The sequence below is a fragment of the Paenibacillus sp. FSL W8-0426 genome (assembly GCF_037969725.1).
GTDB classification, from domain to species: domain Bacteria; phylum Bacillota; class Bacilli; order Paenibacillales; family Paenibacillaceae; genus Paenibacillus; species Paenibacillus hubeiensis.
Genome location: NZ_CP150203.1, coordinates 322,908 through 341,538, shown reverse-complemented (window position 1 = coordinate 341,538; position 18,631 = coordinate 322,908). Strand labels below are relative to the sequence as shown.

Sequence of the window (18,631 nt, the reverse complement as noted above, 5' to 3'; positions counted from 1 at the left end):
GAACATTATAGTTTGTCCAACCGGACCCGGTTTTATTCAAACCGCTAAAAGAAAATCATGGTGCCGGCGAGAGGACTTGAACCCCCAACCTACTGATTACAAGTCAGTTGCTCTACCAGTTGAGCTACACCGGCAAAATCATAAAAGTGGCGGAACCGACGGGATACTCTCACTTCGTTCGAGACTGCGCAGCTTATGCTCTCGAAGTGAATGCTTCGACGAACCCATTTACGGATTTTCATCCCTGATGAATATTCAAGTGGCGGAACCGACGGGATTCGAACCCGCGATCTCCTGCGTGACAGGCAGGCATGTTAGGCCAACTACACCACGGTTCCACGATCCCTTATTAAAATAAGTTCAATTGCGGGGGCAGGATTTGAACCTGCGGCCTTCGGGTTATGAGCCCGACGAGCTACCGGGCTGCTCCACCCCGCGTCGTTAAAAAAATATATGGTGGAGGCTGAGGGGATCGAACCCCCGACCCTCTGCTTGTAAGGCAGATGCTCTCCCAGCTGAGCTAAGCCTCCATACTACTATGACCCGTAGGGGATTCGAACCCCTGTTACCTCCGTGAAAGGGAGGTGTCTTAACCCCTTGACCAACGGGCCTCAATAAAACCAAGCTGGCGGAGAGAGAGGGATTCGAACCCTCGAGACGCTTTTGGCGCCTACACGATTTCCAATCGTGCTCCTTCGGCCAACTCGGACACCTCTCCATAATGGCTCCCCGAACAGGACTCGAACCTGTGACAACTCGATTAACAGTCGAGTGCTCTACCAACTGAGCTATCAGGGAATGGTGGAGCCAAGCGGGATCGAACCGCTGACCTCCTGCTTGCAAGGCAGGCGCTCTCCCAGCTGAGCTATGGCCCCATGATATGTAGGATTTATTGATTTGTAAGTTAAATGGTGGGCCCTGGTGGACTCGAACCACCGACCTCACCCTTATCAGAGGTGCGCTCTAACCAACTGAGCTAAGGGCCCAAATTATATTCAAGACCTTCGAAGTATTTCAATACCCGAAAGGGTTTCGCTTGGCGGCTTCCTACTCTCCCAGGACCCTGCGGTCCAAGTACCATCGGCGCTAGAGGGCTTAACGGTCGTGTTCGGGATGGGAACGTGTGGAACCCCTCCGCCATCGCCACCAAACGATTTTTCAGTTCAGAGATTGCTCTCTGAAAACTGGATTCGAAACGAAACTTGCGATCTTAGAACCTGCATTTCTTTGGATAAGCCCTCGACCGATTAGTACTGGTCAGCTCCATGCATTGCTGCACTTCCACCCCCAGCCTATCTACCTCGTCGTCTTCAAGGGGTCTTACTAATTGGGAAATCTCATCTTGAGGGGGGCTTCACGCTTAGATGCTTTCAGCGCTTATCCCGTCCGTACATAGCTACCCAGCGGTGCTCCTGGCGGAACAACTGGTACACCAGCGGTACGTCCATCCCGGTCCTCTCGTACTAAGGACAGCTCCTCTCAAATTTCCTACGCCCACGACAGATAGGGACCGAACTGTCTCACGACGTTCTGAACCCAGCTCGCGTACCGCTTTAATGGGCGAACAGCCCAACCCTTGGGACCTACTTCAGCCCCAGGATGCGATGAGCCGACATCGAGGTGCCAAACCTCCCCGTCGATGTGGACTCTTGGGGGAGATAAGCCTGTTATCCCCAGGGTAGCTTTTATCCGTTGAGCGATGGCCCTTCCATGCGGTACCACCGGATCACTAAGCCCGACTTTCGTCCCTGCTCGACTTGTAGGTCTCGCAGTCAAGCTCCCTTATGCCTTTGCACTCTTCGAATGATTTCCAACCATTCTGAGGGAACCTTTGGGCGCCTCCGTTACTCTTTAGGAGGCGACCGCCCCAGTCAAACTGCCCACCTGACACTGTCCCCGTACCCGATCAGGGCACCAGGTTAGAACCTAGATACGATCAGGGTGGTATCCCAACGGTGCCTCCACACAAGCTGGCGCTCATGCTTCTCAGGCTCCCACCTATCCTGTACAGATCGTACCCAAATTCAATATCAAGCTGCAGTAAAGCTCCATGGGGTCTTTCCGTCTTGTCGCGGGTAACCTGCATCTTCACAGGTATTAAAATTTCACCGGATCTCTCGTTGAGACAGCGCCCAAGTCGTTACGCCATTCGTGCGGGTCAGAATTTACCTGACAAGGAATTTCGCTACCTTAGGACCGTTATAGTTACGGCCGCCGTTTACTGGGGCTTCGGTTCACAGCTTCGGGATTGCTCCCTAACCGCTCCCCTTAACCTTCCAGCACCGGGCAGGCGTCAGCCCGTATACTTCGCCTTACGGCTTCGCACAGACCTGTGTTTTTGCTAAACAGTCGCTTGGGCCTTTTCACTGCGGCCCCCTCGTGCTATTCACACTACCGGGGCACCCCTTCTCCCGAAGTTACGGGGTCATTTTGCCGAGTTCCTTAACGAGAGTTCTTCCGCGCGCCTTAGAATTCTCTTCTCGCCTACCTGTGTCGGTTTGCGGTACGGGCACCTTCATCTGGCTAGAGGCTTTTCTTGGCAGTGTGAGATCATGACCTTCGCTACTGTAATTTTCACTCCCCATCACAGCTCTGCCTTATGGTTAGCGGATTTGCCTACTAACCAGCCTCACTGCTTGGACAGGCATCCATCAGCCTGCGTCACTACCCTACTGCGTCCCCCCATCGCTCGTAACGATTTACGGTGGTACAGGAATTTCGACCTGTTGTCCTTCGACTACGCCTTTCGGCCTCGCCTTAGGTCCCGACTTACCCTGAGCGGACGAACCTTCCTCAGGAACCCTTAGGCTTTCGGCGGATCAGATTCTCACTGATCTTTTCGTTACTCATACCGGCATTCTCACTTGTATAATGTCCAGCGCTCCTTACGGTACACCTTCAACCCTTATACAACGCTCCCCTACCCCTGATCATAAGATCAAGCCATAGCTTCGGTGGTGTGTTTAGCCCCGTTACATTTTCGGCGCAGAGTCACTCGACCAGTGAGCTATTACGCACTCTTTCAATGGTGGCTGCTTCTAAGCCAACATCCTGGTTGTCTGTGCAACTCCACATCCTTTCCCACTTAACACACACTTGGGGACCTTAGCTGATGGTCTGGGCTGTTTCCCTTTTGACAATGGATCTTAGCACTCACTGTCTGACTCCCGGAAGTAAGTCTATGGCATTCGGAGTTTGACTGAGCTTGGTAACCCTTGCGGGCCCCGCACCCAATCAGTGCTCTACCTCCACGACTCTGTTTTCCGAGGCTAGCCCTAAAGCTATTTCGGGGAGAACCAGCTATCTCCGAGTTCGATTGGAATTTCTCCGCTACCCCCACCTCATCCCCGCACTTTTCAACGTGCGTGGGTTCGGGCCTCCAGTGCGTGTTACCGCACCTTCACCCTGGACAGGGGTAGATCACCCGGTTTCGGGTCTACGTCCACGTACTATGTCGCCCTATTCAGACTCGCTTTCGCTGCGGCTCCGGCTTCTCACCTTAACCTTGCACGGGAACGTAACTCGCCGGTTCATTCTACAAAAGGCACGCCATCACCCCTAAAATGGGCTCTGACTTCTTGTAAGCACACGGTTTCAGGTTCTATTTCACTCCCCTTCCGGGGTGCTTTTCACCTTTCCCTCACGGTACTGCTTCACTATCGGTCGCTAGGAAGTATTTAGCCTTGGCAGATGGTCCTGCCGGATTCATACGGGGTTTCACGTGCCCCGCACTACTCGGGATCCGTCTCGGAGGGAGCAGACTTTCAATTACAGGGCTTTTACCTTCTATGGCGGGCCTTTCCAGACCTCTTCGTTTAACCGGCTCCTTTGTAACTCCATGTGAGACGTCCCACAACCCCAGAGAGCAAGCTCTCTGGTTTGGGCTGTTCCGCGTTCGCTCGCCGCTACTGACGGAATCACTATTGTTTTCTCTTCCTCAGGGTACTTAGATGTTTCAGTTCCCCTGGTATGCCTCTCCTGCCCTATGTATTCAGACAAGAGTAACTGGGTATTACGCCAGCTGGGTTTCCCCATTCGGACATCCCCGGATCAAAGCTTGCTTACAGCTCCCCGAGGCAGTATCGTTGTTCGCCACGTCCTTCATCGGCTCCTAGCGCCTAGGCATCCTCCGTGTGCTCTTAGTAGCTTAACCATGTTACTCATAAAGAGTAAGATGCAATCTACCGTTTTATTGAAACTTGTTTTGACACAAGTTCAGCTAAAAGGAATGTTCTAATTCGCATTTTTCGTTTCGATATCCAGTTTTCAAGGAACAATCATGAGAGTTTGAACTCTCAAAACTGAGCAACGAGTGAGTAACTAGCCGACCTGGCTAGATTTTAAATTTGAATGTCTTCATCGCAGAAGACGATTCTCCATAGAAAGGAGGTGATCCAGCCGCACCTTCCGATACGGCTACCTTGTTACGACTTCACCCCAATCATCTACCCCACCTTCGGCGGCTGGCTCCTTGCGGTTACCCCACCGACTTCGGGTGTTGTAAACTCTCGTGGTGTGACGGGCGGTGTGTACAAGACCCGGGAACGTATTCACCGCGGCATGCTGATCCGCGATTACTAGCAATTCCGACTTCATGCAGGCGAGTTGCAGCCTGCAATCCGAACTGAGACCGGCTTTTTAGGATTAGCTCCACCTCGCGGCTTCGCGGCCCGTTGTACCGGCCATTGTAGTACGTGTGTAGCCCAGGTCATAAGGGGCATGATGATTTGACGTCATCCCCACCTTCCTCCGGTTTGTCACCGGCAGTCACCTTAGAGTGCCCACCCGAAGTGCTGGCAACTAAGATCAAGGGTTGCGCTCGTTGCGGGACTTAACCCAACATCTCACGACACGAGCTGACGACAACCATGCACCACCTGTCTCCTCTGTCCCGAAGGAAAGGTACATCTCTGTACCGGTCAGAGGGATGTCAAGACCTGGTAAGGTTCTTCGCGTTGCTTCGAATTAAACCACATACTCCACTGCTTGTGCGGGTCCCCGTCAATTCCTTTGAGTTTCAGTCTTGCGACCGTACTCCCCAGGCGGAATGCTTAATGTGTTAACTTCGGCACCAAGGGTATCGAAACCCCTAACACCTAGCATTCATCGTTTACGGCGTGGACTACCAGGGTATCTAATCCTGTTTGCTCCCCACGCTTTCGCGCCTCAGCGTCAGTTACAGCCCAGAGAGTCGCCTTCGCCACTGGTGTTCCTCCACATCTCTACGCATTTCACCGCTACACGTGGAATTCCACTCTCCTCTTCTGCACTCAAGTCATCCAGTTTCCAGTGCGATCCGGGGTTGAGCCCCGGGATTAAACACCAGACTTAAATGACCGCCTGCGCGCGCTTTACGCCCAATAATTCCGGACAACGCTTGCCCCCTACGTATTACCGCGGCTGCTGGCACGTAGTTAGCCGGGGCTTTCTTCTCAGGTACCGTCACCTTGAGAGCAGTTACTCTCCCAAGCGTTCTTCCCTGGCAACAGAGCTTTACGATCCGAAAACCTTCATCACTCACGCGGCATTGCTCCGTCAGGCTTTCGCCCATTGCGGAAGATTCCCTACTGCTGCCTCCCGTAGGAGTCTGGGCCGTGTCTCAGTCCCAGTGTGGCCGATCACCCTCTCAGGTCGGCTACGCATCGTCGCCTTGGTGAGCCGTTACCTCACCAACTAGCTAATGCGCCGCAGGCCCATCCTCAAGTGACAGATTGCTCCGTCTTTCCAGCTTCCTCCAGGCGAAGAAAACAAGTATTCGGTATTAGCTACCGTTTCCGGTAGTTGTCCCAAGCTTGAGGGCAGGTTGCCTACGTGTTACTCACCCGTCCGCCGCTAACTATCAGAGAAGCAAGCTTCTCATCAAGTCCGCTCGACTTGCATGTATTAGGCATGCCGCCAGCGTTCGTCCTGAGCCAGGATCAAACTCTCCAATAAAGATGAATCTCGGTCACGAGGTTAATCGTGATGAAAATCATCTGAGGTATTGAAAAGAGCGATTAGCTCATTTGAATCTGACGAGATAAAATATCTCAATATCGCTCCGGTTTTTATACAGTCATACGACATGCACCAAAAACCCTCGCATTACTCACTCGTTGTTCAGTTTTCAAAGATCAAACTTCGTTTTCGTCACTAAGTCGTTGTCCTTAGCAACTCTTATATCTTATCACATCCGAACCAACTTTGCAAGTGTTTTTTTAAGTTTCTTTTTTCGAAGCTTATTTGCTTTGCTTGCCGCACCGTGTGTTTCTCGGTGTTTTCTTGGCCGGAATTAGAATATACCATGTACATAAATATTATGCAAGTGTTTTTTTCAAAAAGAGTTCCCCTCCATATTTCCGATCACTGAAACGACTCGTACTCACCTTCTATTGAAATGATCCGGTTTGGCCGGACATCCGCTTCTTCGAAGGAAACATCATATCCGGCCTTGTCTCCGATCGCTTTCCTTACCCATGCGCAATCTCTACAATACTCGTTTACCTAATATAGAAGCAATCAATTCAACACCCAGTCTTGCAGTTTGCCTGTCGATGTCATAAAACGGGTTTACCTCGACTAACTCCATAGAAGTTACCCGATTCGTTGCGGCCAGCAGTTCCAGCGCAAAATGAGCCTCACGACCACTCAATCCACCCGGTACGGGAGTACCCACGCCAGGCGCCTCACTGGGATCCAGGCAGTCCATGTCAAAACTGACATGAATGCCGTCCGTGCCGTTTCCGGCCGCGGACAACGCCTGTTCAACGACATGCTGAATGCCCATTCGATCGATATCTCGTAAGGTGAAGCTTAGGATTCCAAGCTCCCCGATCTTTTCTTTTTCATACTCGTCCAGATCTCTTAAACCTACATATACAAGGTTTGTATGATCGATGAACGGTCCGGCTCCAGGGATACGGGATATATTAAAAGACGAATGGCCCAATGCCGCGGCCAAACCCATGCCGTGCATGTTTCCTGACAGACTTGCCTTCTCCGTATTTATGTCCGCATGGGCATCAAACCATATGACTCCCAGCTTCGCATATTTTGCGGTCAATCCGGCGATCGTGCCGATTGCAACGCTGTGATCTCCGCCAAGGACAAGCGGGAAGGAACCTCTGGTCACGGCGCCGGAAACTGCGGCGCACACATTTCTGCTCATCTGCTCCACCTCAGCCAGATACTTTGTACCATTCTGGCCAGGCTTTGCGGAACTCTCCATCAGACAATCCACTCGTATCTCTTCAGAAACCACATAACCCAACCACTCCAATTCCCGCTTCAATCCGGCGGCGATCAATTCGCCGGGCCCGAACTCCGCTCCCCTTTGCGCGCCACCAAGACCGAAGGGCACCTTAACGACGGCAATCTGCCGGACAGCCGATCGTACCGATGTTCCCGGCTTTTCGAGTTCCTGACATCGTTCAACATGCTCTTCCCCCATGGAAGCTGCCTCCTTGTTCTTCATTATTAGAAGTAATAAGCGGCGTTCTCTTCCCATCCCCAATCTATGCGTTAACAAAAGCCCGTTCAATCCGCTCCACAGCCCAATCGATTTCCGACTCCCTGATCGTCAGCGGCGGGGCGAACCGAATCGTCGTTTCATGCGTTTCTTTGCACAATAAACCGGAACGCATCAATTTTTCACAGAACGGACGCGCAGGAGCATGCAGCTCCATTCCAATGAATAGACCTCTTCCGCGTATTTCGCGAATCCATCGATTCCGGACACTCTGGAGCCGCTTCATAAAATAGTTCCCCAAGCGCTCTGATCGCTCTGCCAACCTCTCGTTTTCATATACTTGCAGGGCGGCAACGGCCACCGCGCAAGCAAGCGGGTTGCCGCCAAACGTCGACCCATGCGAACCCGGCTCGAACAGATCCAAAATTTCGGACTCGCCGGCTACGGCGGAGATAGGCATAACGCCTCCCCCCAGCGCTTTGCCCATAATCCATAGATCCGGCTCCACCCCCTCCCAATCCGACGCAAACCTCCGGCCTGTTCTGCCGAATCCGGTCTGGATTTCGTCGGCCATCAGCAGAACGTTCTGCGCCTGACACAATGCCATCGCCTGCGATAAATACCCGTCAGGCGGTATAACAATCCCCGCTTCTCCTTGAATGGGCTCTACGAGAAATGCTGCCGTATATGGCGTAATGGCCTGCCTGAGCGCTTCGATGTCACCGTAAGGAACAATGCGAAACCCTGGAGTAAACGGACCAAAGTCCTTTTTATATGAAGATGAAGAAGAAAAAGAAGTTACCGTCAGGGTCCGCCCGTGAAAATTGCCTGAGCAAACGATAATTTCAGCTTGATCTTCCGGTACGCCTTTGACGCGGTAAGCCCATCTGCGTGCAGCCTTAATCGCCGTTTCAACCGCTTCGGCACCGGTATTCATCGCCAAAATTTTTGATTTGCCCGTGAACTCCGACAGCTTTCGGTAAAATGTCGCAGCCGCACTGCTGTGGAATGCTCGTGATGTCAGCGTGACCCGCTCGACTTGCTCTTTCAGCGCCTGCACGATCGTCGGGTGTCGGTGGCCATGATTCATGGCCGAGTATGCGCTCAACATATCCATGTACCGACGCCCTTCCGGATCCTCCACCCACACCCCCTCCGCTTTGTCGATGACGATCGGGAGCGGGTTATAGTTAGGCGCAGCGTGCTTCTCAGACCAATGAATAAACACTTCTGATGTTGACATATGTCCCATCACCAACTTTTGTTGATTTGTATACAAAATACAATATCAATGTATGCTGTGCCTCGCCGGATTACGACTCCTTCGCCTTTTTTATGCCATAGCCTACTGATTCCATAATCCTCAGCCTGAGTAGAGCTCCCTTGACCGCTCTGCCCGCTTGCCCAACTCCAGTCCCGGTGTTAATATGATTTAAACTTCAGCCACTCGAACGGACACTGCACCGGGCTCTGTGCCCATGCGCATATCACAATATCACGGTTCATGGAAGGGGATTCGATATGAACGTACCCAAATACCGGTCCTTGAAAGACCATGTCTACGAATATATCGCCGAAAAAATACAGAACGGCGCATTGCTCCCTAATCAGAAAATCAATGAAGCGGAGATCTGCAAGAAACTCGACATCAGCCGAACTCCGACAAGGGAGGCATTGTTCCAACTCGCATCGGATAACCTTCTGCAATACATCCCGCGCAGAGGATTCATCGTCACGCCCTTCGATGCCGCCAAAAAGCTTGAATTCTCCCAAGCCATCGGAGCATTGGAGGCACTTGCCGGAACTCTGGCGGCAGACCAGTTAACCCATGCCGATTTGCTTGAAATGGAGGCCTTGATCGCAAGAATGGACGAAGATATCGCCAAGCTCAATCTTCCGGCCTACAATAAAGATCAGTACCAGTTCCACCATTTGTACATTCAGCGCTGCGGCAACGCTACCGTGATCGAAATGCTGAACATGCTGAAAAACGGATTTATCAGGCAGTCTTATGCAAGCGAGGACAAGAACAGACTCTTCAGCATACTCCGCGAAGTCAATGAAGAGCATCGCCACATTTTGGACGCATTCAAAGACAAGGATAAACCTTTATTGGAATCCTTGCTGAAGCATCACTGGCGTATCATCGATAACGACATGTTGTAATCCCGCGCATAACTAGACCATATAAAAAAGCATTCCAGCCGCTGAAGCTCCTCGTCTGTTAGTTACAACAGGACAGAGCCCAATACGGTTGGAATGCCTTTTATCTTTTATACCAAGAATGTTCTTATTGAAAACTTCATTGTTTTGCATTCATGTAATCGTCCACTACTGGCGCACTCGCAGCAAATACGGCATAACCCAGGCGCCTGCCATACTTCGCAAGCAGCCGGTCATTGAGGCGACTCATTCTCTTCATCTGCACGTCTTCATACAGATCCGGGTCCATCTCCCGCAGGGGATCATGGTCGATTCTCCACCTTCCAATTGAGGAAGAACGTTCAAGCACCTTCACCGTTTCGAACCCGGCTTCCTTAAAGTACTCCTTCCATCTGGTCACCGTAGCGAGCGTTCTTAACCCGAAAAACCGCTTCAGTTCCTCCGACATTTTATCGGATCTGCTTCCGGACAAAGTCATTTCCCGATCAATCAGCAGACCGTCCGGCCTCAGTACCCTCCTATACTCGGACAGGGCGCGGCGGCGCCGCATAAAAATCGTGACCGACTCCACAAATACGATATCGAAACTGTCATCCGGAAAAGGCAATGCTTCGCCATCAGCTTGAACAAAACGGATATGACGCCGCTCTCGCCTCGCACGCCTTACCGCTTTCTCCAGCATCCCTCGATGCCGGTCCACGGCCGTAACCCGATATCCCGCCCGATCAAGCAAACACGCCGTCCGTCCTGTTCCACACCCAACTTCAAGCACACTTCCATGCGCAGGCAGCGACAACGAACGAAGCAGTTGGACCGTTGCCGCAAATCCCCCAGGATGAGCACTCCCCTCTCCAAGCTTTGCCAGCATATCATGATAGTCCATAACTTCATCCCCCTCCTCTCCAGTGTATGGACCAACGCCAAAAACGGCACATCCCCATACGTTTTACGGGTACACACCCATACCAATCCCGCCGGCTTTTACTATGATATACAAACCGTTGATTTCAGGCGGCAATTCGCAACGCGAAGGAGGATATGCATGCACAGAATTCATCCGATCTGCGAAGAGACGGTGTCACCGCACATTGGACGTCCGGTTTGTCTCATTATGAAAGACGGAAAGCACATGTATGGCGCACTGGGCGGCTTTCGGGATGGAAAGGTTTACCTGAACAACTGCTTCGAAGGTCCGCGTTTGTCTTCCGTTAAACCCGGACAACAACTTCGCAAAAGCGGCAAAAAACGTACGGCTGGGAAAAAAGTGAATTCCTCGGCCTACGGACCTTATGGTTATGGACCTTATGGATCTTACGGATCTTATGGACCTGGATATGGGGCCGGTTATGACCTGGCACTCGTAGCCACATTGCTGCTGATCCCGTTCTTATTCATCTGACCTCGGCCTTCCCCGCTCGCCATTCCAGCCTGAAAATATCAAAAAAGCATGGTCTCCATCGTTAGCGATGGGCCCATGCTTTTTCTTTGAATCATCGTTGGTCACGCCAGCAATAAAAAAAACACCTCGCTAGAGGTGAGAAAACGATGCTATATCCGATTTCACTTGGACATCGTTGTCTTTGCAGGGTTCGTCGAATTCTCAAGCAATGGCAGCATTCTCGTTGTGCTAACCATCTCAGAAGTACATATCGGACAAGTTGGTACGCTGTCAAACGCAAAATTGTCCCGCATCCATCCTTTGCACGTATCGCTCGTACATTCCCAGATTGCCGCATCCGCTTGCGGAATCTCTTCAATCGGTTTTTTGCGATTATACATGACTTCTACCCCCTTTTGATATTGGAAACACATCCTGCAGACGTTATTTCACAGTAGCAAAAAAAGAAAAGCTGCCTTTAATCATTATAACATGTTAAGGGCAGCTATGCTTGAATTACAGTTTTACAACTTCTTCTGCTTGAGGACCGCGGTTTCCTTGTACAATTTTAAATTGCACTTGTTGACCTTCGTCCAGCGTTTTGAAGCCTTCGCCTTGGATTGCGCTGAAGTGTACGAATACATCTTCTCCGCCTTCAACTTCGATGAAACCGAAGCCTTTCTCAGCGTTGAACCATTTAACTGTTCCGTTTTGCATGTGAATTACACCTCCAAATCAAAAATTAACATGTTCCTTTGTTCTTTGCACAAGCAAATAAAAATTCACACATTATAAAAGGTACCAGTCATAACTTCCAAGTGATCGCCCTTTACAATATGTGAATTAGGTTTGACACTTTTTATCAACTTTCTTGTATTATACCTCTACTTCTGCCAAAAAGCAATTCCTGTATTTTGTTTTCAAACAGCTATGGAAATACATGTTATTCGTCTAACCCGGAAAAGGTCACCGGCGCGCTTACCACGCTTCGTCTTATGAAAGGATATGCAGATCGAAACCAATTTATACATTTATTTCTGATCGAATTTTGAACTGCATATCCAAAGGATGATTTTACTTCATCATTGCAGGGCCCTGTTTGGGTTGACTGACGCTCGAAGAATCGGCCCGAAGGCGGAGCACCAACCAGATCGCGTGAGCGGCCAACACAACAAGAACAAAAATATCGTAAGGAAGCGAGCCTTCCCCTTGATGGTCATCCCCCAGAAATTGAATCAGGTTATGAACAAAATGGAAAAAAATAAGCGGCCAAATATTCCCGTTCAGACTCATAAGCAGGGCAAGAACCACTCCGACCAACAATGCATATACCAGTTGCAGCAGGGTATCGCCCAGACTCTGGCCCGACATGGCGTTCATGATATGCGTAACGGAGAACAGAACGCTGGAAACAACTGTAGCCGCGACTACGCTTTTGCGCAACAAGATCGTAAAAATCAATCCCCGATAAATCGTTTCTTCAACGAAAGCGACCAACAAGGTAAAGAAAATAAAAAAGACCGATTTGGAAAGGGTCAATTCTCCGAACCCCTTCAAAAGCAGCGTGCCCAGCAGAAGGAGCAGCGGGATATAATACATCCACTGCCGGGCCGAAATCGTTCGCAACGAGCGAAATCCGATCAAACCCCATCTGCGCCGGAACGTCAAATAGATTATCAGCACGACCGCGATCGGCGTGAAAGACATCCATACAGGCGCGGTATAGTCCATTTCCCGAATGGTAGCGACGGCCCCGGCGGCAAAAACAGCCAGCAGCAGAAGCAATTCGATAATGACCACAGCGAGTATGGGCCTGCGCCCGGAAAAAGATTCACTGTCTTGGGACTGGGAAACCAACATAAAAATTCTTCCCCATTTCGTTTTCTTTTTTCGTTGTCATGCGAATTGATAACCAACAATATTTGTACCACATATTCCACAATATGTATATCGTAGATTGGATTAAACTGCAAAAGTAACAAAATAGAGACTTTCTTGGGACGTGATTACCCTAAAATCAGGTAAGATTCATTGCCCTTCAAGCCATTTCACATAAAATAATGATACGGATGCAGGGTTGACGCCGTTTCCAAACGTCTTCTTAGGCAGAAGACACATCAGGATTCATGGTTCATTCAGAAAAACAATCAGGGGGTAATTCATGAAAGCACTCTTTAAGCGCTGGTGGCACTTGCTTGCGATCCTTTGCGTTCCGCTTCAGGGCTCCATCTACGTCCTGCTGGGCAGGAATACAGGCAGCGATGTCTTTTACAATTATGCGTTGATCGATACTAAAATTCCGTTTATCAAAGAATTCATATATCCGTACGTAAGCTGGATGCCAATCCTGTATCTAGGCTTTTTGTATCTGGGCATAACCAACAAATCCCTGTTCTGGCGAGCGTTGTTCACGTATAACGTTGGCGTGATTGCCGCAAACATCTGTTTCGCGGTCTTTCCTACGCACGTTCCCCGTCCGGTTGTGGAGGGCAGCGACCTCAGCAGTTTGCTGGTACAGTTCATTTACAGCAATGACGCTCCATACAACTGTTTTCCGAGCGTTCACGTGTTGACCAGCTATCTGCTGTTCATCATCGTTCAACGGCATCTTACGTTCAAACCGCTGGCCAAAATCTCCTGGTCAGTGTGGCTATGGCTCATCATTGCATCGACCGTGTTCGTGAAGCAGCACTCCCTGCTGGACGTAGCCGGAGGCATCGCGTTCGCGGAAGCGGCCTATTGGGCGGTCCATGCTTTTGCCGGCCGCAAAGAGCGCGCACAAAAAACAGCCAAGCAACCGCTTGGTGCGTCGGGGACAAAGAGTACAAGCGGCAGTGCGTAATACGAATTCATGATTTGCGAGGGCGATATGCCCTCTTTTTTTATGCAATCATCTCTTATATCGTTGGCGGGCGTTCCTGCAACAGGTCTGATGGGGATGTTCCCGTAAGGCGTTTGAATATGCGGTAAAAATAAGAGAGGTCCCGGTAGCCGAGAAACTCGGAAATTTCCTGCACGGAGAGCCGGGACTCCGTCAACATGTACATGGCCCGTTTCATCCGCTGATCATGCACGTACTGACTGATCGTTTGATTCGTCATGCTTTTGAATAATGCCGCCGCATAATTGGGCGTCCGGCCGATTGCATCCCCGAGCTCCTCTTTGGTCACCTTTTCGCGATAATGCCGTTCGATGTATCGTTTCATCCGCTCCGCATGCACATGTTTCTCGGGCGGGATCACGCCCCGGTCCACTTCCCGATTCACGTAAATTAACACTTCCGTCAATAAGGCTTGGCTCATCATGACATAATAAGATGGCCGTTCCTGCCACTGCTGGAGAATCGTTTTCATGCGTTCCAGGATAAGTTCATAGCAGCCCGGTTTATGCCGCAGCGTTTCCGGTTGTTCCAACATCGGCAATTCACCGGAAGCAGGACATTGCAAATGGACGACAATCTGGGTGTGGGTAACGGTCGGGATGCTTTTGCCGTAGTAAGATACGCTCTCCGGGATCAGCAGCAGTTCTCCCTTTTCCATGATCTGTTTCTCGCCGTTCACCCAATATACACATTTTCCATAGGTGACCAAGCTGAGCCGCCAAGTCCCCCTTGATGGCACGCCCTTTTCGTACCAGCCGACACTGTTGATGTGCCGCACTTCTAGTGGGGTAATCATAAAACACCTCGCCATTGGACTATACTCCAATCATTGTACTATAGTTCATATTCGGATTCGACAGAAAACGCTACAATGACCCTATAAGCAAAGGATATGAGGAGGAAATAACATGTTGAAAACAAAAATTATTTGTACCATGGGACCTGCTTGTGACTCCATTGAAACGTTGAAGGTAATGATTCAGGAAGGCATGACAGTGGCACGTCTGAACATGGCACATGGCGAGCTCGAGGATCATGTTGCACGGATCAACAACATTCGCGCGGCTGCTTCCGCGCTGAACAAATATGTGCCGATCATGATGGATATCAAGGGACCTGAAGTGCGTATCGGCAAATTGAAAGAGGCTTCCTGCCATCTGCAGGCTGGCAAAAAACTGACGCTGACCACGGAAGAAATTCTGGGCGATGCCGAACGGATCTCGGTAAACTATCCTGAGTTGAATCTCGTGGTGAAGCCAGGCGACCGCATTCTGATCGACGATGGTCTGGTAGATCTGACGGTCACTTCTGTCGAAGGCACCGAAATTCATTGCGATATCGTTAGCGGCGGCATTCTGAAACCTCGCAAAGGCGTGAACTTGCCAGGGATCAAAACGACCCTTCCGGGCGTAACCGAACGCGATGTCATGCATATCGGATTCGGGATCGAAAACGATATCGAAATCATTGCGGCTTCCTTTGTGCGCAAGGGCGACGATATTCGCGAAATCCGCAGCATTCTCAAAGAACGTGGCGCCGAGCATGTTCAGATTATTTCCAAAATCGAAAACCAGGAAGGCATGACCAACCTCGACGACATTATCGAAGCATCGGACGGCATCATGGTTGCGCGCGGCGATCTTGGGGTCGAAGTGCCGATCGAAGACGTGCCGATGATGCAAAAAGAAATGATCGACAAATGTAACCGTGCCGGCAAACCGGTCATCGTGGCCACGCACATGCTGGAATCGATGCAGGTCAACCCGCGTCCTACCCGTTCCGAGGTGAGTGACGTAGCCAATGCCGTGCTGCAAGGTGCAGACGTAGTCATGCTGTCCGGCGAGTCCGCTGCGGGTAAATATCCGATCCCATCGGTCCGTACGATGGCTGCCGTTGCGCGCCGCGCCGAAACGATGATCGACTATAAGGAACAATTCAATCAGAAATCGGCCCAACAGGTGGCTAACATCACTGAAGTCATCAGCCAAGGTGCCGTTAGCTCTTCGCTCGTGCTGAATGCCAAAGCGATCATTACTTCCACCGAGAGCGGATTTACGGCGCGCATGATCTCCAAATATCGTCCAAAAGCGCCGATCATCGCGGTCACGCAGCATGAGAAAGTGCTCGCAAAAATCTGCCTGCTCTCCGGCGTTATTCCGGTGCTGGGCGACAAAGTGACTACGACGGACGAAATGTTCGAATCGTCCACGCGCAACGCTATCAAAACGGGTTACATTGAAAAAGGCGACATCATCGTGCTGTCTGCGGGCGTTCCGATCGGTCAATCCGGCAATACGAACCTGATCAAGGTCCTGCAAGTATAATCCCACATACAAGCAAGTGAATAGCAGCGCGCAAAAGCAACCCGGCCTCACGGGTTGCTTTTGTTCGATTACGGGTCAGCCGGGTTATGCAGGTGGGCCTTTTTTATTTGCAGCTGGAAGCAGAAGCTCATCGTCATTTCGCCATAGTCATCGAAGGCCGCTTTCGATATACTGGGATAAGTTGGGTTTACGGATAATTATTGAAACATGCAGGGGTGAAACCAGAAAGGATAGACCGATGAACGAAACAACCAACATTATGGGGATTCCCTTCCCCAACGTAAATATGGAACAAACGTTATCCTTATTAGGCGATGTTATTCAAGGAAATGATGCCACGCTGTTTCACGTTATTACAGGCAACCCGGAAATCGTCATGTCCTGTCAGCACAACGACCGCCTACGCTCCATTGTCGATCAGGCAGGGCTCGTTACAGCTGATGGAGCGGGCATTGTCATGGTTTCGAGGCTGCGTGGAGGAAAGTTGACCGAACGGGTCACCGGCTGCGATCTGCTGTTTCGCCTGTTGGAGGAGGGCGATCGCCAACGTTGGTCTTTCTACCTTCTCGGCGCGGAAGAGCATGTAAACGCAAGATCGGCCGATATCATCGAAAAAAATTATCCCGGCGTCTCGATATGCGGACGTCATCACGGTTTTTTTACGGAGGAAGATGAGCTGCGTATTGTGGAAGAGATTGGGGCGGCCAAGCCTGACTTTCTGATCGTTGCCCTAGGCGCGCCTTACGCTGAGGAATGGATACACCGGTATCGGGATCGGTTGCAGGCCCGCGTGGCCATCGGCGTCGGAGGAAGCCTCGATATCGTGGCAGGCAAAACAAAACGTGCCCCGGCGCTATGGCAGAAACTCCATCTTGAGTGGCTGTATCGCCTCATGCGCCAGCCTTCCAGATGGCGGAGACAACTCATTTTGCCGCGCTTCGCCGTTCAGGCATTGCTTTTCAAAGAAACCAAACGACAACGATCCTGATGTATTCGGGGTCGTTGTTTTTGTCTGATTGGGTATTCGACCAATTATAAATTCACACAATTTAATTGTCCAAAACTTTTTTGCTTCCGATTTAGAGTGCCAGACCTTATAATGAAGCAGAAGCCAATAAATTACATTGAGAGAAAGTATGGTGGTTCGTTTGATCAGCATGATTTTCGTGGCTCTTGTAGCCATTGAGCACATTTACATTTTAGTGATGGAAATGTTTATGTGGACTAGTCCGCGTACAATGAAAACGTTCGGAACCACGCCGGAATTCGCCGAATCCACGAAAGCACTCGCAGGGAATCAGGGGCTGTACAACGGGTTTCTCGCCGCAGGACTGATCTGGGGACTCGTTCATCCGAATGCGGCTTTCGGACACCAGATCCAGATCTTTTTCCTGGCATGTGTCGTCATCGCCGCTCTATATGGGGGTGCAACAGCTTCCCGCTCTATTATTATCAAGCAGGGTCTGCCTGCAATCATTGCCCTGTTATTGGTTCTCTTCCTCCCGTAAAGGGGAAATGGCCGACCGGTCATTACAAGCGTGCCTTGGATATGGTATGTTAGGGTCATGGCATGGACATGCCGATCATTGTGATGAATTCGGGAAGGAGAACGTCTCATGGGACTGTTTGACAAACTTAGACGACGCAAAAAGGAAACCCCGTCGACCTCTGGAGCGACAGAGCAAGCGCCCTACAATGAAACGATCGTCGGTTTCGTTTTGCTCGAGCGCCTGGACTGCGATTTCGATGCTTTCATACACACGATGAAACGCGAATGGAACATTGAAATTGCGGAGCGCCCGGAGGAGGGAAATCTTTTTTTCGAAGTGGATGATATGCAGGTCGTATGTGCCCACATCGAAGCACCGATTCCAGACCGTGAAGTGGAGGAGAACGCCAAACTGAATGTGCTCTGGCGCGAAGCGGAACAGGTAACCTCACGACATCAATCGCAAATCATCGTATCGGTGCTCAATGCAGATGATCCGATCCGCGGACATGTGTTGTTTACGAAAACAGCTTGTGCGCTGCTGCAGTTGGATCACGCCCTGGCCATCTACACGGCACCAATGGTTGCGGAAGCGAATAAATACGTAGAGACAAGCCGCTCACTGAAAGACGGCGAGCTGCCAGTGTCGCTCTGGATTTTTATCGGGCTGTATCAGGGACCTGAAGGCTCATCTGCCTATACCGTAGGACTCCGCAACTTCGGTAAGAAAGAAATGGAAATCGTTCATTCCCAGCAACATATAAGTGACGTGTTCGAGATGATGTTCATGACCATGAACTATGTCGTCGAAAACAACGTCACCTTGCACGAAGGAGAGACCCTTGGGTTCTCGGCCGAGCAAAAGCTGCCGATCACCCTTACCGAAGGAGTTGCCGTCGAAGGCAGCAGCTTGAAAATTGGATTTTAAATGCACAATTCCATATAATAA

General features: G+C 50.6%; 14 protein-coding genes, 9 tRNA genes and 3 rRNA genes. 7 read left to right on the top strand and 19 right to left on the bottom strand.

The window, feature by feature from the left end:
- Positions 1–58: 58 nt before the first annotated feature.
- From MKY59_RS01565 to rocD, 14 genes are all read right to left on the bottom strand, one after another.
- Positions 59–134 (bottom strand) — tRNA-Thr (locus tag MKY59_RS01565).
- Positions 135–260: 126 nt separating this feature from the next.
- A tRNA-Asp gene (locus tag MKY59_RS01560) sits at positions 261–338 on the bottom strand.
- Positions 339–364: 26 nt separating this feature from the next.
- Positions 365–438: transfer RNA gene (locus MKY59_RS01555), tRNA-Met, on the bottom strand.
- A gap of 16 nt (positions 439–454) precedes the next feature.
- Positions 455–530 (bottom strand) — tRNA-Val (locus MKY59_RS01550).
- A 9-nt stretch (positions 531–539) separates the two neighbouring features.
- A tRNA-Glu gene (locus MKY59_RS01545) sits at positions 540–611 on the bottom strand.
- Positions 612–626: 15 nt separating this feature from the next.
- Positions 627–718, bottom strand: a tRNA-Ser gene (locus tag MKY59_RS01540).
- Positions 719–722: 4 nt separating this feature from the next.
- Positions 723–798, bottom strand: a tRNA-Asn gene (locus MKY59_RS01535).
- A gap of 1 nt (position 799) precedes the next feature.
- A tRNA-Ala gene (locus MKY59_RS01530) sits at positions 800–875 on the bottom strand.
- 34 nt (positions 876–909) lie between these two features.
- Positions 910–986: transfer RNA gene (locus MKY59_RS01525), tRNA-Ile, on the bottom strand.
- Between the two features lie 48 nt (positions 987–1,034).
- Positions 1,035–1,151: ribosomal RNA gene (gene rrf / locus MKY59_RS01520) — 5S ribosomal RNA — on the bottom strand.
- Positions 1,152–1,227: 76 nt separating this feature from the next.
- Positions 1,228–4,153, bottom strand: a 23S ribosomal RNA gene (locus MKY59_RS01515).
- A gap of 229 nt (positions 4,154–4,382) precedes the next feature.
- Positions 4,383–5,934, bottom strand: a 16S ribosomal RNA gene (locus MKY59_RS01510).
- The 16S, 23S and 5S rRNA genes sit together here with 9 tRNA genes alongside, the layout of an rRNA operon.
- Before the next feature lie 532 nt (positions 5,935–6,466).
- Positions 6,467–7,429, bottom strand: coding sequence for an arginase (gene rocF / locus MKY59_RS01505; RefSeq protein ID WP_339275661.1), 963 nt, complete (start codon positions 7,427–7,429; stop codon positions 6,467–6,469).
- Between the two features lie 64 nt (positions 7,430–7,493).
- The gene (gene rocD, locus MKY59_RS01500) at positions 7,494–8,690 is read right to left on the bottom strand and encodes an ornithine--oxo-acid transaminase (RefSeq protein WP_339275659.1); all 1,197 of its coding nucleotides are present in this window, start codon (positions 8,688–8,690) and stop codon (positions 7,494–7,496) included.
- Positions 8,691–8,968: 278 nt separating this feature from the next.
- Between rocD and MKY59_RS01495 the strand changes: the two genes are divergently transcribed.
- Positions 8,969–9,613 carry a GntR family transcriptional regulator gene (locus MKY59_RS01495; RefSeq protein WP_236420270.1) on the top strand — a complete coding sequence of 215 codons (645 nt, stop codon included), beginning with the start codon at positions 8,969–8,971 and terminating at the stop codon, positions 9,611–9,613.
- Positions 9,614–9,749: 136 nt separating this feature from the next.
- On the opposite strand, the gene MKY59_RS01490 is transcribed toward MKY59_RS01495, so the two are convergent.
- The gene (locus tag MKY59_RS01490; protein ID WP_339275657.1) at positions 9,750–10,493 is read right to left on the bottom strand and encodes a class I SAM-dependent methyltransferase; all 744 of its coding nucleotides are present in this window, start codon (positions 10,491–10,493) and stop codon (positions 9,750–9,752) included.
- 159 nt (positions 10,494–10,652) lie between these two features.
- On the opposite strand from MKY59_RS01490, the gene MKY59_RS01485 reads away from it, so the two are divergent.
- Positions 10,653–11,009 carry a hypothetical protein gene (locus tag MKY59_RS01485; protein ID WP_339275655.1) on the top strand — a complete coding sequence of 119 codons (357 nt, stop codon included), beginning with the start codon at positions 10,653–10,655 and terminating at the stop codon, positions 11,007–11,009.
- 161 nt (positions 11,010–11,170) lie between these two features.
- On the opposite strand, the gene MKY59_RS01480 is transcribed toward MKY59_RS01485, so the two are convergent.
- The 3 genes from MKY59_RS01480 to MKY59_RS01470 all read right to left on the bottom strand — a co-directional run bounded on the left by MKY59_RS01480 (position 11,171) and on the right by MKY59_RS01470 (position 12,848).
- Positions 11,171–11,389, bottom strand: a complete 219-nt coding sequence (locus tag MKY59_RS01480) for a cold-shock protein (RefSeq protein WP_236420273.1) — start codon at positions 11,387–11,389, stop codon at positions 11,171–11,173.
- Positions 11,390–11,504: 115 nt separating this feature from the next.
- A complete protein-coding gene (locus MKY59_RS01475) occupies positions 11,505–11,705 on the bottom strand; it encodes a cold-shock protein (RefSeq protein ID WP_236420274.1) in 201 nt (66 codons plus the stop codon).
- A gap of 357 nt (positions 11,706–12,062) precedes the next feature.
- The gene (locus MKY59_RS01470) at positions 12,063–12,848 is read right to left on the bottom strand and encodes a CPBP family intramembrane glutamic endopeptidase (protein WP_339275652.1); all 786 of its coding nucleotides are present in this window, start codon (positions 12,846–12,848) and stop codon (positions 12,063–12,065) included.
- A 301-nt stretch (positions 12,849–13,149) separates the two neighbouring features.
- Here MKY59_RS01470 and MKY59_RS01465 point away from each other — a divergent pair, with 301 nt between their 5' ends.
- Entirely contained in the window at positions 13,150–13,830 is a 681-nt protein-coding gene (locus MKY59_RS01465; protein WP_236420276.1) for a phosphatase PAP2 family protein, read from the top strand.
- A gap of 55 nt (positions 13,831–13,885) precedes the next feature.
- Here MKY59_RS01465 and MKY59_RS01460 read toward each other — a convergent pair whose 3' ends face one another.
- The gene (locus MKY59_RS01460; RefSeq protein WP_236420277.1) at positions 13,886–14,665 is read right to left on the bottom strand and encodes an AraC family transcriptional regulator; all 780 of its coding nucleotides are present in this window, start codon (positions 14,663–14,665) and stop codon (positions 13,886–13,888) included.
- A 112-nt stretch (positions 14,666–14,777) separates the two neighbouring features.
- Between MKY59_RS01460 and pyk the strand changes: the two genes are divergently transcribed.
- The 4 genes from pyk to MKY59_RS01440 all read left to right on the top strand — a co-directional run bounded on the left by pyk (position 14,778) and on the right by MKY59_RS01440 (position 18,610).
- A complete protein-coding gene (gene pyk / locus MKY59_RS01455) occupies positions 14,778–16,193 on the top strand; it encodes a pyruvate kinase (protein WP_236420278.1) in 1,416 nt (471 codons plus the stop codon).
- A gap of 238 nt (positions 16,194–16,431) precedes the next feature.
- Positions 16,432–17,181 (top strand): WecB/TagA/CpsF family glycosyltransferase, encoded by a 750-nt coding sequence (locus tag MKY59_RS01450; protein ID WP_339275650.1) that lies wholly within the window; start codon positions 16,432–16,434, stop codon positions 17,179–17,181.
- Between the two features lie 148 nt (positions 17,182–17,329).
- On the top strand, positions 17,330–17,701 hold the full coding sequence (locus tag MKY59_RS01445; protein WP_236420413.1) for a DUF1304 domain-containing protein: 372 nt from the start codon (positions 17,330–17,332) through the stop codon (positions 17,699–17,701).
- Between the two features lie 108 nt (positions 17,702–17,809).
- The gene (locus tag MKY59_RS01440; RefSeq protein ID WP_339275649.1) at positions 17,810–18,610 is read left to right on the top strand and encodes a DUF4261 domain-containing protein; all 801 of its coding nucleotides are present in this window, start codon (positions 17,810–17,812) and stop codon (positions 18,608–18,610) included.
- Positions 18,611–18,631: the final 21 nt, after the last annotated feature.

Excerpts from the sequence above, each read along its gene's own strand:
- MKY59_RS01445 (WP_236420413.1), top strand. The coding sequence starts at position 17,330 with ATGGTGGTTCGTTTGATCAGCATGATTTTCGTGGCTCTTGTAGCCATT.
- MKY59_RS01450 (WP_339275650.1), top strand. The coding sequence starts at position 16,432 with ATGAACGAAACAACCAACATTATGGGGATTCCCTTCCCCAACGTAAAT.
- MKY59_RS01485 (WP_339275655.1), top strand. The coding sequence starts at position 10,653 with ATGCACAGAATTCATCCGATCTGCGAAGAGACGGTGTCACCGCACATT.
- MKY59_RS01495 (WP_236420270.1), top strand. The coding sequence starts at position 8,969 with ATGAACGTACCCAAATACCGGTCCTTGAAAGACCATGTCTACGAATAT.
- MKY59_RS01460 (WP_236420277.1), bottom strand. The coding sequence starts at position 14,665 with ATGATTACCCCACTAGAAGTGCGGCACATCAACAGTGTCGGCTGGTAC.
- MKY59_RS01440 (WP_339275649.1), top strand. The coding sequence starts at position 17,810 with ATGGGACTGTTTGACAAACTTAGACGACGCAAAAAGGAAACCCCGTCG.
- MKY59_RS01490 (WP_339275657.1), bottom strand. The coding sequence starts at position 10,493 with ATGGACTATCATGATATGCTGGCAAAGCTTGGAGAGGGGAGTGCTCAT.
- MKY59_RS01470 (WP_339275652.1), bottom strand. The coding sequence starts at position 12,848 with ATGTTGGTTTCCCAGTCCCAAGACAGTGAATCTTTTTCCGGGCGCAGG.
- rocF (WP_339275661.1), bottom strand. The coding sequence starts at position 7,429 with ATGGGGGAAGAGCATGTTGAACGATGTCAGGAACTCGAAAAGCCGGGA.
- MKY59_RS01465 (WP_236420276.1), top strand. The coding sequence starts at position 13,150 with ATGAAAGCACTCTTTAAGCGCTGGTGGCACTTGCTTGCGATCCTTTGC.
- MKY59_RS01475 (WP_236420274.1), bottom strand. The coding sequence starts at position 11,705 with ATGCAAAACGGAACAGTTAAATGGTTCAACGCTGAGAAAGGCTTCGGT.
- rocD (WP_339275659.1), bottom strand. The coding sequence starts at position 8,690 with ATGTCAACATCAGAAGTGTTTATTCATTGGTCTGAGAAGCACGCTGCG.
- MKY59_RS01480 (WP_236420273.1), bottom strand. The coding sequence starts at position 11,389 with ATGTATAATCGCAAAAAACCGATTGAAGAGATTCCGCAAGCGGATGCG.
- pyk (WP_236420278.1), top strand. The coding sequence starts at position 14,778 with ATGTTGAAAACAAAAATTATTTGTACCATGGGACCTGCTTGTGACTCC.